This window comes from Cupriavidus sp. HY129, assembly GCF_059492215.1.
This window is the reverse complement of the sequence record NZ_CP083254.1, coordinates 1459647-1472374: the sequence shown is the minus strand read 5'-3', so window position 1 is coordinate 1472374 and position 12728 is coordinate 1459647. Positions and strand designations below refer to the sequence as shown.

The 12728-nt window shown below is 65.2% G+C and carries 8 protein-coding genes; 3 read left to right on the top strand and 5 right to left on the bottom strand.

Annotation, left to right across the window (positions count from 1 at the left end; translation table 11 throughout):
* Positions 1–8: 8 nt before the first annotated feature.
* A complete protein-coding gene (locus tag K6G35_RS06770) occupies positions 9–920 on the bottom strand; it encodes a helix-turn-helix transcriptional regulator (RefSeq protein WP_495676235.1) in 912 nt (303 codons plus the stop codon).
* 119 nt (positions 921–1039) lie between these two features.
* Between K6G35_RS06770 and K6G35_RS06765 the strand changes: the two genes are divergently transcribed.
* On the top strand, positions 1040–2482 hold the full coding sequence (locus K6G35_RS06765) for an MFS transporter (protein ID WP_008648932.1): 1443 nt from the start codon (positions 1040–1042) through the stop codon (positions 2480–2482).
* Here K6G35_RS06765 and def read toward each other — a convergent pair.
* Genes def through smc form a run of 4 tightly spaced genes read right to left on the bottom strand, consistent with a single transcriptional unit; the run spans position 2470 to position 10058 of the window.
* Positions 2470–3003, bottom strand: coding sequence for a peptide deformylase (gene def / locus K6G35_RS06760; protein ID WP_008648931.1), 534 nt, complete (start codon positions 3001–3003; stop codon positions 2470–2472). The two genes, K6G35_RS06765 and def, sit on opposite strands and share 13 nt — an antisense overlap.
* A gap of 23 nt (positions 3004–3026) precedes the next feature.
* Complete coding sequence (gene ligA, locus K6G35_RS06755; RefSeq protein WP_495676234.1) at positions 3027–5210, bottom strand: NAD-dependent DNA ligase LigA; 2184 nt, start codon at positions 5208–5210, stop codon at positions 3027–3029.
* 11 nt (positions 5211–5221) lie between these two features.
* Positions 5222–6541, bottom strand: a complete 1320-nt coding sequence (locus tag K6G35_RS06750) for a cell division protein ZipA C-terminal FtsZ-binding domain-containing protein (RefSeq protein ID WP_495676233.1) — start codon at positions 6539–6541, stop codon at positions 5222–5224.
* Between the two features lies 1 nt (position 6542).
* A complete protein-coding gene (smc, locus tag K6G35_RS06745; protein WP_035882015.1) occupies positions 6543–10058 on the bottom strand; it encodes a chromosome segregation protein SMC in 3516 nt (1171 codons plus the stop codon).
* Positions 10059–10512: 454 nt separating this feature from the next.
* Here smc and K6G35_RS06740 point away from each other — a divergent pair, with 454 nt between their 5' ends.
* Positions 10513–11352, top strand: coding sequence for a ferritin-like domain-containing protein (locus tag K6G35_RS06740; protein ID WP_286880798.1), 840 nt, complete (start codon positions 10513–10515; stop codon positions 11350–11352).
* Between the two features lie 100 nt (positions 11353–11452).
* Positions 11453–12652, top strand: coding sequence for a succinyldiaminopimelate transaminase (dapC, locus tag K6G35_RS06735; protein ID WP_035882151.1), 1200 nt, complete (start codon positions 11453–11455; stop codon positions 12650–12652).
* Positions 12653–12728: the final 76 nt, after the last annotated feature.

Sequence of the window (12728 nt, the reverse complement as noted above, 5' to 3'; positions counted from 1 at the left end):
TCCATCACTCAAACGCCTGCGCGCTTCCCGGTCACCGGTTGCAGCTTGTGCAGCGCCTCCTCGGCCGACTCATCAGCCGGCACATAGACCAGCAGCCGCGCGCCGTTACGCGGCGCGGTCCACCAGTTGGTCTGTGTCAGGCTAAAAGCCCCCGTTTCCGGATGGGTGAACTGCTTGACGTGATTCTGGATACCGCGCACCTGATAGCGCTGCCACAGATCCCGGAATAGCGCCGACACCGCCATATAGCGCTCGAGTTGCGCTTCCCAGACAGGATCGTGCACGTGCTCGGCCATCGCGGCCCGGTAAAGCGCCACCATGTTCGCAACCATGCCATGCCAGTCAACCACGATCGCGCGCCAGGCCGGATGTGTCAGCGCCAGATAGATACAGTTGCGATCCTCGACCGGCAGGCCCGGCAGATCGACGCCAAGCAGCCGGCAATAGGCGTCGTTATGCGCGACGATGTCGAATCGCGCGTTCTGCACCAGGGCGGGAATCGGATCGAGCTGATCGAGAACCCGTTGCGTCGTGGCGGACACCGTTTCGCAGACCGACGTCCCCGCGAGTGGCGCCGGACGTTGCATGCCAGCCAGTGTGAACAGATGCTCGGTCTCCGAGGGCGAACACTGCAGCGCTGCGGCAACCGCATTGAGCACCTTCGGCGATACCCGGATCGGACGGCCCTGCTCCAGCTTCGTGTACCACGTGATGCCGATGTCAGCCATCGCGGCCACTTCCTCGCGCCGCAAGCCGGGCGTGCGCCGCCGGCCCATGCGCGACAGGCCCAGCCGCGCCGGATCCAGGCTCTCGCGCCGGGCGCGCAGGAATGCGCCTAGTTCCACCTCCCTGCCGGTGCCCTCGATCTCCTCGTAGCCATCCACATCGAGCAGGACACCCGGTTCCTGGCGAGCATTCATGATCAGTCACTCCGTTTGCCTAGGCTGACACAATTTATACCAGTCTAACTGGACTCTTGTACCAGTCTGATCGACCCACCATACTCCGGTCCTCAAGCGTTGTCGAGGCCAGATCCGCCATGCAAACATCCCCCGCCCCCACCCTCGGTCGAGCCGGACTTTACGTCCTGCTGGCCGGCCAGCTACTGCCACAGATCGACTTTTCGATCGTCAATGTGGCGCTACACCCTATCGAGCACTCCCTGGGAGCGACGCCGTCCGAACTGGAACTGATGGTGGCCGTCTACGGCGTGGCATTCGCCGTCTTCCTGGCCATGGGCGGGCGGCTCGGCGACAACTACGGTCGCCGTCGCATCTTCAACGTCGGTGTGCTGCTCTTCGGCGTCGCGTCGCTACTGTGCGGCGTGGCGGATTCGATGCTGTCGCTGCTGATCGCGCGGACGCTGCAAGGCGCGGCGGCGGCGCTGCTCGTGCCGCAGATTCTGGCGACGATTCACGTCGGCCTGCGTGGACACGCCCACTCCCGTGCCCTGGCGCTGTTCGCGTCGATTGGTGGCATCGCGTTCATCATCGGGCAGGTTCTGGGCGGCTTGCTGGTCGACGCCGACATCGGCGGCCTGGGGTGGCGCAACGCGTTCCTGATCAACCTGCCGATCTGCCTGGCCATCCTGGTTCTTTCGCCGCGCGTGATCCCCGAGACCCGGCGTGAGAACGCCACTGGCATCGACGCCCCGGGCACCGTGCTGCTGGCTGCCGTGATCCTGGCGATTCTGCTTCCGATCGCGTTGGGACCCATGTTTCGCTGGTCGTGGCCCGTGCTGGCCGTTCTGGCCGCCACGGCGCCGTTGATGCTGCTGCTCTGGCACATCGAACTGCGCCAGGAACGCCGCGGCGTGCATCCGCTACTGCCACCATCGTTGCTGCGACTGCCCAGCGTGCGCTTCGGCTTTATCGTCGCCGTACTCTTCTATGCGTGCTGGAGCGGCCTGATGTTCGTGCTGGCGCTAACGCTGCAGGGTGGCGTGGGTATGACGCCCACGATGGCGGGCAACACGTTCATTCCGCTTGGGCTGGCCTTCATTGCGGGATCGCTGGCGAGCCCACGCGTGGTGAACGGCTGGGGCCGCACGCGTGTGCTGATAGTCGGATGCGTGACACAGATGGCCGGCGTTGTGGTGCTCGCCTACGTGCTGCGGCACGCCTGGCCCCACCCGGACATCCTGACGCTCGCCCCGCCAAGCTTGCTGATCGGCTTCGGCAATGCGCTGGTGGTCGGGTGCTTCTACCGGATTGGCCTGGCGGACATTCCCACCGACCAGGCCGGCGCGGGCAGCGCCGCGCTGGCCACGGTTCAGCAGGCCTCGCTTGGACTCGGCTCGGCCCTGCTCGGCACGGTATTCGCGCAGCGACTGCATCACGCCGCGACTTATCTCGATGCGGCGCTGGCCAGCCTCGCCGCCGAGTTGTGCCTGATGACGATCCTGGTTGCCGCTGCGCTGGTCTATCACAACCGGCATGGACAGCCGGCAATCACCGCGTGCGCTTCGCCTCAGTCGTCGTAATTGGGTGGTAGTTCGGGGAACAGGATCTCGGTAAAACCGAAGCGCGTGAAGTCCTTGATCCGCATTGGATACAGCACGCCGATCAGGTGATCGCACTCGTGCTGCACCACGCGCGCATGGAAGTCCTCGGCCACGCGCTCGATCCTGTTGCCCATCATGTCGAAGCCCGTGTACTTCAGCCGCGTGTAGCGCGGCACCACGCCGCGCAGGCCCGGCACCGAGAGGCACCCTTCCCATCCATCTTCCATCTCGTCGGACAGCGGCTCCAGGGACGGATTGATCAGTACGGTCTTCGGCACGGTCGGTGCGTCGGGATAGCGCGGGTTGCGATCGAAACCGAAAATCACCACCTGCAGGTCCACGCCGATCTGGGGCGCGGCAAGGCCGGCGCCATTGGCATGTTCCATCGTGTCGAACATGTCGTCGATCAGCAGGCGCAGTTCAGGCGTGTTGAACTGCGTCACGGGGCGCGCCTGTTGCAGCAGGCGTGCGTCGCCCATCTTCAGAATGTCCCGGATCATTGCGCGTTCTCCCTCTCTCCGTATCAGGCTGCGCCGGCCTCGGCCAGCAACTTCAACATCCCTTCCTCGTCCAGCACCGCCACGCCCAGTGTCTGCGCCTTCTCGAGCTTGCTGCCCGCCTCGGCCCCGGCCACCACGTAGTCGGTCTTCTTCGACACCGAACCCGCCACCTTGGCGCCAGCGGCTTCCAGCTTCTCCTTGGCGTCCTCGCGGGACATCGTCGGCAGCGTGCCGGTCAGCACGAACGTCTTGCCAGCCAGCGGCAGCGGCGCACGCGCGGTCGGCTCTGTCTCCGCCCAGTGCACCCCCGCCGCCCGCAACTGTTCGATAACCTCGACATTGTGCGGTTCGGCAAGGAAGTTGGCGATCGACTGCGCCACCACGGGGCCCACGTCGTTGACTTCGAGCAAGGCGGCCTCGTCCGCGGCCAGCAGGTTGTCCAGCTTGCCGAAGTGCTTGGCCAGATCCTTGGCCGTCGCTTCTCCTACATGACGGATACCGAGCGCGAAGATAAAGCGGTTCATCGTGGTCTCGCGCGACTGCTCGATCGCCACCACCAGATTCGATGCCGACTTGTCGGCCATCCGGTCCAGCGCCGCGAGCTTTGCCACGCCGAGCTTGTAGAGATCGGCAGGCGTGCGCACGATGCCCAGGTCGACCAGTTGCTCCACCACCTTGTCGCCCAGCCCTTCGATATCCATTGCCCGACGCTGCGCGAAATGCAGCAGCGCCTGCTTGCGTTGCGCGGCGCAGATCAGCCCGCCCGTGCAGCGTGCAATCGCCTCGCCTTCGAGTCTTTCCACGTGCGATCCGCAGACCGGGCATTCAGTCGGCATCACAAACGCACGGGCGTCCGCCGGGCGGCGCTCCAGCACCACGGCAACCACCTCCGGAATCACGTCACCCGCGCGGCGCACGATCACCGTGTCGCCGATATGCACGTCCTTGCGCCGGATCTCGTCTTCGTTGTGGAGCGTGGCATTGGTCACGGTGACCCCGCCGACGAACACTGGCGCCAGTCGCGCCACCGGCGTGATCGCGCCGGTGCGGCCGACCTGGACCTCGATGTCCTCGACCGTAGTGGTCATCTCCTGCGCAGGAAACTTGTGCGCCAGCGCGAAACGCGGGGCGCGCGAGACAAAACCGAGCTGTTCCTGTTCGGCAATCGCGTTGACCTTGTAAACCACGCCGTCGATGTCGTACGGCAACTGGTCACGACGCTCGCCAACCTCGCGATGGAATGACAGCAGGCCCTGAGCGCCCCGGACCACACGCCGCTCGTCGCAAACAGGCAAACCGAGCTTGGCAAAGCCGTCAAGCATTGCACTATGCGTGACCGGACGGTCGACGCCTTCCATCTCGCCCACGCCATAGGCAAAGAACGAAAGCGGGCGCTTCGCCGTAATACGCGGATCAAGCTGGCGAAGGCTGCCCGCCGCCGCGTTACGCGGATTGACGAATGTCTTCTCGCCCGATTCGGCCTGGCGCGCGTTGAGCTTGTCGAAATCGGCGCGATACATGAACACCTCGCCGCGCACCTCCAGCACAGACGGGGCATTGCCGCGCAGCTTGAGCGGAATCGCCTTGATCGTGCGCACGTTCGCGGTCACGTCTTCGCCCGTCTCGCCGTCGCCGCGCGTGGCGGCCTGCACGAGCGTTCCGTTCTCGTAGCGCAACGACATCGCGAGCCCGTCGAACTTCAGCTCACAGGCGTACTCGACGGCATTCCCCGCGGTGCTTGCGGCTGCCTCGGCGGCATCTGCCGCGCTGAACAGATCGTCAACCGGCGCGGCGGGTGTCGCGGGTGTCGCGGGTGTCGCGGGTGTCGCGGGTGCTGCGGGTGTGGCACGGCCGAGGCCCTGCGCGCAGCGCCGGTCGAAATTGATGACGTCCTCGTCCTCGAAGCCATTATTGAGCGACAGCATCGGCACGCGGTGGCGCACCGAATCGAACGCCGACAACGGCGCACCGCCCACGCGCTGCGTGGGGGAATCGGGTGTCAGCAGTTCGGGATGTTCGGCTTCCAGCGCCTGCAACTCGATGAACAGCGCATCGTAGTCGGCATCGGGAATCGTCGGCGCGTCGAGCACGTAATACTGGTAGCTGTAGCGCTCCAGTTCTTCGCGCAACCATTGCGCGCGCTCGGCGGGGGAAGCGCCGGACGGCGCGGAGGCTGAAGCCTGCGCGCCTTGTTTCTTGGCGGTCATGACTGGCTCCGTTACTGGCTGAACAAGCGCACGGCAACAGGTGATCCGGCGGGCATTCCGCGCGATTCCAGCTTCTCGTATAACTTCTCGAGTTGGCCGAAGATCGCCACGAACGACGCCTCGGTCAGCGGCCGCATATTGTCGTCGACCAGTTGCGCGCCCATGCGCTGGGCCAGGCTGTACCCGTATTCGCACACGGTCTTGAACGGCTTGGCCGCCTGCGATGCCTGCGGCACGTCGAGCAGCAGCGTGATCTGTCGGCCGGCGCTCAACGTCAGGTCGTCGCGCAGGAAGTTGGTATCGCCGAATTGCAGCGTGAACAGCGGCCGTTGCAGGCCGTCGGCGCCCGGTTCATAGCGGATGAAGCGTGTGCCGTCGCGCGACAGCACCAGCCCGTCCTGCGTCGCCACCGTCTGGACATAGGCGGCCGACCACGGCGCGCCATCGGAGATCACGTTCACGCCGAGCTGCACGTCCGCGCCCGCCGCAAACGCGTCGAGTTCGCGCGCATTCCCGACGGTCTCGGTCATGTCCGGCAGGTCCGCCGATGCATCGAGCGATTCGGACAGGGCTTCCACCGCGTTGACGAATTCGGAGAATTCAAGCGCGTTGAGCGGACCACTGCGATTCGCCAGTTGCACGGCCACCTGGATGTCTTCGTACTGGTGACCTGCGGTCACGGCTTCCCACGCGTTGGATTCGACGCGCAGGCCCTCGATATGCACCTGCTTGGTACCGGCGCGACGCAGACGGCCCGTCAGCGGCAAAATACGATCGCCCGACGCTTTGCGTTCCAGATGCATCGGCACGATGCAGTCGATCAACGGGTCAATCACCGCAGGCGTGGGCTGACCATTGAGGGTCTCGGCCTCGGCAGGCTGCGCGCGGGCAGGCGCCTCTTGGGCTTCCGCCTGTTCGTCGGCCTCGGCCGGTGTCACGTCTTTGGCGGCATGCGCCGCCGCTGGCGAGGCGGCTACAGCGACCTCGTCCGCCACCGCCTCGTCGGCATCCGCGGTGCTGGCTGCCGCGCGGGCTGCCGCCGCCACCGTCGCCACGTCCTCGTCCTCGTCGTGTTCGGCGGGACGCTGCCCGCCCCCACCAAGCGTCGGCTCACGGCGCGAGACTTGCTCCGGCGGCGTGGCCTCCTTGAGCTTGGCCGCCGTCTCGGGATGGGTGGTCTTGCCCACCACCGGCTCCCGCATCGGCTGAACGTCGTCCTCGGGCATCAGCGGCCGCACGCGGCGCGCCTTGTAGATCTGCCAGCGGTTATAGGCCACCAGCAGCAGGAGCAATACGACACCAGCGATGATCAATGCGTTCTGCAGTTCCATCTTAAGCGACCTCCGCCATCGATACGGCTGCATCCATGTCCACCGCCACGATCCGCGATACACCCTGCTCCTGCATTGTCACGCCGATCAACTGGTGGGCCATCTCCATCGCAATCTTGTTGTGGGAAATAAATACGAACTGGGTCTTGTCGGACATCCGCGCAACCATGTTGGCATAGCGCTCGGTGTTGGCATCGTCCAACGGCGCATCCACCTCATCGAGCAAGCAGAACGGAGCGGGGTTGAGCTGGAACATTGCGAACACCAGCGCGATCGCGGTCAGCGCCTTCTCGCCGCCGGACAGCAGGTGAATCGTCGAGTTCTTCTTGCCCGGCGGTTGGGCCATCACCTGCACGCCGGCGTCGAGGATCTCCTCTCCGGTCATGATCAGACGTGCCTGGCCGCCACCGAACAGCGAGGGGAACAGTTCGCCGAAGTGGTGATTGACCTGGTCGAAAGTGCCTTGCAGCAGTGCCCGCGTTTCCTGGTCGATCTTGGCGATCGCGTCCTCCAGGGTGTTGATAGCGTCGGTCAGGTCGGCGGTCTGCGCATCGAGGAAGGTCTTTCGCTCGCGTGCCGCGGTCAGTTCATCAAGCGCGGCCATGTTGACCGGGCCCAGCGCGTTGATGGCGTTGTTCAGGCGCGTGACCTCGCCCTGCAGGTAGGACGGCTTCAGGTCGCCAGTCAGCTTCTCGGCCAGCGCGGCTTCATCGACTTCCGCCGTGGCCAGTTGCTCCGTGAACTGATCCTGGTTCAGGCGCGCGGCCTGCTCCTTGAGCTGGCATTCGGTGATGCGGTCGCGCAGCGGCTGCAGGCTGCGTTCGGCGGCCAGGCGCTGTTCATCGAACTGGCGAAGCTGGGCCGAGAGCGCGTCGAGTTCAATACGCGCGGCGGACAGCTTCTGCTCCTTCTCGGCGCGCACTTCCAGCGCTTCCTGCAGGCCGGTGTTGGCGGTCTGCTCGTTGATCGTTTCGAGTTCGGCGCGCGCATTTTCAAGCGACTCGGCGATGCGCTCGCTCTGATCGCCTGCCATCTGGATATTGCGGCGCAGTTCGTCGATACGGCCGGCGAGATTGCGTTCGGCGAACAGCGCTTCCTGCGCGGCGCGTTCGAGATCGCGCAACTGCTGGCGTGCCCCGCTCAGCTTCGCATCCATGCCCTCGAAGGCCATCTGCTGGTCTTCGTGCGAGGCCTGCATATCAGCCAGTTGAGCGTCGTGCTGCTCGAAGCTGGCTTCCGATTCGGCGCGAATCGCGCGTTGCTCGTCGATCTGCGCGTCGATCTCGGCCAGTTCCTCGCGAATCTGATTGCTACGCGCCGAGAACCGCTCCATCGCCTGCGAGAGCTTGAGCACGTCCATCTGCAGCGTGTGCACCCGGCGCGTGGCCTGCTCGGCACGAGACCGCGTGTCGATCAGCACCGCGCTGGCGTGCGTATACGCCGACTCGGCACGCACCGACTGCGTCCTGGCTTCGTCCGACAACAGCATCTGGGCACGGGCCTGCTTCTGCAGATTCTCGATCTCCTGCTCGCGAGCCAGCATCCCGGCCTGTTCCGAGTCGGCAGCATAGATCTGAATCGCATTGCGGCCGACCAGATGGCCTTCGGCCACCACGAACTGCGCGCCCTCGGGCAGCGTGCCGCGCGCGGCCAGCGCCTGCGTCATGTCGGTCGCGGTATAGATATCGGCCAGCCAGTCCTGCATCACGGCACGAATGCCGGGCTCGGTGATCTGCAGCAGCGACATCAGCGGACGCAGCCCGGCCGGGGCCTCTACGGGACGCGCGGCAGGCGGCGGCGAGTAGAACGCCAGCTTGGCGGGCGGCGCGTCCGAGAGGAATGCCTTGACCCAGTCGAGGTTCGACACTTCCAGCGCGGCCAGCTTCTCGCGCAACACCGATTCGAGCGCGTTTTCCCAGCCCGGCTCGATATGCACCTTCTTCCAGAGACGCGGAAGCTCGGCTAGCCCATGACGCTCCAGCCACGGCTGAACCTTGCCGTCGGTCTGCACGTTCTCCTGCAACTGTCGCAGCGCGGACAGACGGGCTTCCAGCGAAGCGATCGCCGCAGCCTCGCTCTGCACGCGCTCCTGCGCCGCACGGCGTTCGCCGTCCAGGCGGGGAACCGCCTCCTCGCTGTCCATCAGCACGGCCTGCGCTTCCTCGAGCAGCGCTTCCTGCTCGGTCAGATCCATGCGCAGTTCTTCCAGACGGACTTCGTCCGGACGATCCAGGCCCTTTTCCTCGCCCTGCAGTCGCTCCTTGCGCTGCTCGAGTTGCTGGAGCATCTGGTTGGCGTTGCGCTGATGCGCGGCTTCGAGCTTCAGTGCCTGCTCGGCCTGCATGATGCCGGCGCGCTGCTCGTTGAGCATCTGCTGGGCATCGCGCCATTGGCCTTCCAGCGTCGGCAGTTCGTCGCTCTTCTGCGCGACGGTTTCCTGCGACTCGATCGTGCGTGCCTCGGCCAGCGCCAGGTTTTCCTCGGCCTGCGCCAGTTCGTCATTCGCCTGATCGGACTTGCCCTGCCATTGCTCGCGTTGAGTGGTCAGCGCGGCGATCTGAGCCTGCAAACGGTTGCGCGATTCAACGACGTAGCGGATCTCGGCCTCGAGCTTGCTGACCTCGGTGTTGGCTTCATACAGCGAGCCCTGGGCCGCGTGCATGCCGTCCGAGGCCGCATAGTGCGCCGCGCGCATCGTTTCCAGTTCGGCCTCGACATGGCGCAATTGCGCGGTCTGGGCTTCCAGGTCGATCTGTGCCTGGTCGATCGCGCGTGCGTGGCGCTCCTGTTCTGCCTGGGCCTCGCGCTTGCGCAAGAGCCACAACAGATGCTGCTTCTCTTCGCCTTCCGCCTGCAGTTGGCGGAAACGCTGCGCCACTTCGGCCTGGCCCTCGAGCTTATCGAGGTTATTGCCGAGTTCGCGCAGGATGTCTTCCACGCGGGTCAGGTTTTCGCGCGTGTCGCCCAGCCGGTTCTCGGTCTCGCGGCGGCGTTCCTTGTACTTGGAAACACCGGCGGCTTCTTCCAGGAAGATCCGCATGTCATCGGGCTTGGCCTCGATGATCCGCGAGATCATGCCCTGCCCGATGATGGCGTAGGCGCGCGGACCCAGGCCGGTACCCAGGAAGATGTCCTGGATGTCCTTGCGGCGCACCGGCTGGTTGTTGATGTAATAGGAGGACGTGCCGTCACGCGTCAGCACGCGCTTGACCGCGACTTCGGCGTACTGGCTCCACTGTCCGGCCGCGCGGCCTTCGGCGTTGTCGAACACCAGCTCGACACTGGCGCGACCGGCCGGCTTGCGCGCCGTGGAACCGTTGAAAATCACGTCCTGCATCGACTCGCCACGCAGCTCCGAGGCGCGTGATTCGCCGAGCACCCAGCGTACCGCGTCGATGATGTTGGATTTGCCGCAGCCGTTGGGACCTACGATGCCGACCAGTTGGCCGGGCACTTGAAAATTGGTGGGATCGACGAAGGACTTGAAGCCCGCCAGCTTGATCGAGGACAGTCGCACGGTTGTCGTGTGGTTTGGGCGATACGCAATTGGATAAGCCGGGCCATACGGAGCCCGCCGCCCAGACGTGACGCCTGCGCCGCATCCTGCCCCCGGTGCCCGATAGATTGGCGCTAATCATACCATCGCCATTCTCTCGGCCGGCCGCTTTATCTACCGTTGCGCGGGTCGTAACGCCGCTATCCCCCGGCGCCGAAAACCTATAGATATCCGTCAGTTGCCAGCGTTGCTGCAAGGATTTTCTAGGCGCACGCCGTTGTTTGGCAAATACGCGCCGCAGTCAAAGTCTGGCCGATCCGCCAGGAAACTTCTTAGGGTTAGTGCTAGTCTCTCACTATGCCGGCGTGATCCCGGAGTCCCCTCCGGCCTCATCGCCCTCCGGGCCGTTCTCCGCACTCGACGTGACAGCGGCCAGCCTGAAGCGCCAAGCAGCAGTCTGGATGGAGGATTGAGCATGACCGCAACGCACCCGGCCACGGCGCCGGGGGACCTGCCCTGGTCAATATCGGAGATCGACTTTTCGTCGATCGATGTCGCCAAGGTACGCAACAACCGCACGCTGTTCTATCTGCTCGCCGCCGCCTCGTTCATCGAAAGCGGATCCGACACCTACGCGGGCAACCTCGCCAAGTACTACGCCGATGTACCCGAAGCCGCCCGGTGGCTCGCCGAACACTGGGAGTGCGAGGAACTCCAGCACGGGCAGGCGCTACGCCGCTACGTGGAGCATGTCTGGCCCGAATTCGACTGGGAACGTGGATACCGGCGCTTCTTCGACGAATACAGCGTGACCTGCTCGATCGACAATTTCGAGCACTCGCTGGCCCTGGAAATGGCCGCCCGCTGCGTGGTGGAAACCGGCACCGCCACCTACTACCGCGCACTGGAACAGGCCAGCGACGAACCGGTGCTGCGCGATCTGACCCGCCGCATCGCCAATGACGAAGTGCGCCACTACAAGCACTTCTATCGCTACTTCAACGCGCTGCACGAGCACGAGCGGCTCGGCCGCACCAAGGTACTTGGCGCGCTGGCCCGGCGGCTGCTGGAAATCAAGAACGAGGACGCCGAGATCGCGCTGCGCAACGTCCTGCGGATCGAACATGAACGCGAAGACGTGCCCGAGGGCGATGTCAGGGCGCTGAATTCCCGCTGCAGCGCCGTTATCCGGCGTCATCTGCCGCTGGAAATGACGGTCAGGATGCTGTTGCGCCCACTGCACCTCAACGCCCGGGTGGAGCGGTTTCTGCGCCGGCCGATCGTGGCTGTGGTGTCGCGGGTGATGCTGTACTGATCTCCGGCGCCAGCCGGGGCGGATTTGCCCGATTCACGCGCGCGGCGATGGGCGGCATTCCTTTATAATGCTGCGTTTCAACCGCCCCGCCGCTGCCACCGTGAATCCGCGCCTCGACCTGCTCCAAACCTATCCTTTCGAGAAACTGCGCGCGCTGGTGGCCGATGTGAAACCGGCCGCCGTCCCGGCAATCAGTTTCGGCATCGGCGAACCCAAGCACCCCACCCCGGCCTTCATCAAGGAAGCGATGACCGCGTCGCTCGGCGGCCTGGCCAACTACCCGAGCACCGCCGGCAGCGACGCGCTGCGCGCGTGCATCGCGGGCTGGCTCGAACGCCGCTACAACCTGCCGAAGGTCGATGCCGCCACCGAGGTATTGCCCGTCACCGGTTCGCGCGAGGCACTGTTCGCGTTCGCCCAGACCGTGATCGACAGCAGCAAGCCCAACCCGCTGGTGCTGTGCCCGAACCCGTTCTACCAGATCTATGAAGGCGCGGCCCTGCTGGCCGGCGCCCGTCCGGTGTTCGCCAACAGCGATCCGGCGCGCAACTTCGCGCCGGCGTTCGACCAGATCGGCGCCGATGTCTGGCCGCACGTGCAACTGCTGTACGTCTGCTCGCCGGGTAACCCGACCGGCGCGGTGCTGTCGCTCGAAGACTGGAAGCAGCTTTTCGAATTGTCCGACCGCTATGGCTTCGTGATTGCCTCCGACGAGTGCTACTCGGAGATCTACTTCGACGAAGCAAAGCCGCCGCTCGGCGCGCTCGAAGCGGCCCACAAGCTTGGCCGGGGCCTGGAACGGCTGGTGATGTTCTCGAGCCTGTCAAAGCGATCGAACGTGCCGGGCCTGCGCTCGGGCTTCGTCGCTGGCGATCCCGAGATCCTGAAGAAATTCCTGCTCTACCGCACCTACCACGGCGCCGCGATGAACCCGGCCGTGCAGGCCGCCAGCGCCGCGGCGTGGGGCGACGAGGCGCACGTGCGCGAGAACCGCGCGGCCTATGTGCGCAAGTTCGCCGAGGTCACGCCGATGCTGGCAGGGGTGCTCGACGTGGCGCTGCCCGATGCGGCGTTCTACCTGTGGGCCGATGTCTCGCGCACTGGCCTGTCGGACACCGAGTTCGCCGTGCGGCTGCTGGCCGAACAGAACCTGACGGTACTGCCCGGCAGCTATCTGGCTCGCGACGCCCACGGCATGAATCCCGGCGCGAACCGGGTCCGCATGGCGCTGGTGGCCACCCCGGACGAATGCCTCGAAGGCGCGCGCCGGATTGTCGAATTCTGCAAGTCGCTGGGCTGACCGGCGCGAACGCTTCACCCTGAATCACCGAATGTCCTGAAGCCGGAACGAGGATTTCCGGCATCACTCCCGATAC

Bases quoted from the DNA above. Each gene is read 5' to 3' on its own strand.
- K6G35_RS06770 (WP_495676235.1), bottom strand. From the start codon at position 920: ATGAATGCTCGCCAGGAACCGGGTGTCCTGCTCGATGTGGATGGCTAC.
- K6G35_RS06765 (WP_008648932.1), top strand. From the start codon at position 1,040: ATGCAAACATCCCCCGCCCCCACCCTCGGTCGAGCCGGACTTTACGTC.
- def (WP_008648931.1), bottom strand. From the start codon at position 3,003: ATGATCCGGGACATTCTGAAGATGGGCGACGCACGCCTGCTGCAACAG.
- ligA (WP_495676234.1), bottom strand. From the start codon at position 5,210: ATGACCGCCAAGAAACAAGGCGCGCAGGCTTCAGCCTCCGCGCCGTCC.
- K6G35_RS06750 (WP_495676233.1), bottom strand. From the start codon at position 6,541: ATGGAACTGCAGAACGCATTGATCATCGCTGGTGTCGTATTGCTCCTG.
- K6G35_RS06740 (WP_286880798.1), top strand. From the start codon at position 10,513: ATGACCGCAACGCACCCGGCCACGGCGCCGGGGGACCTGCCCTGGTCA.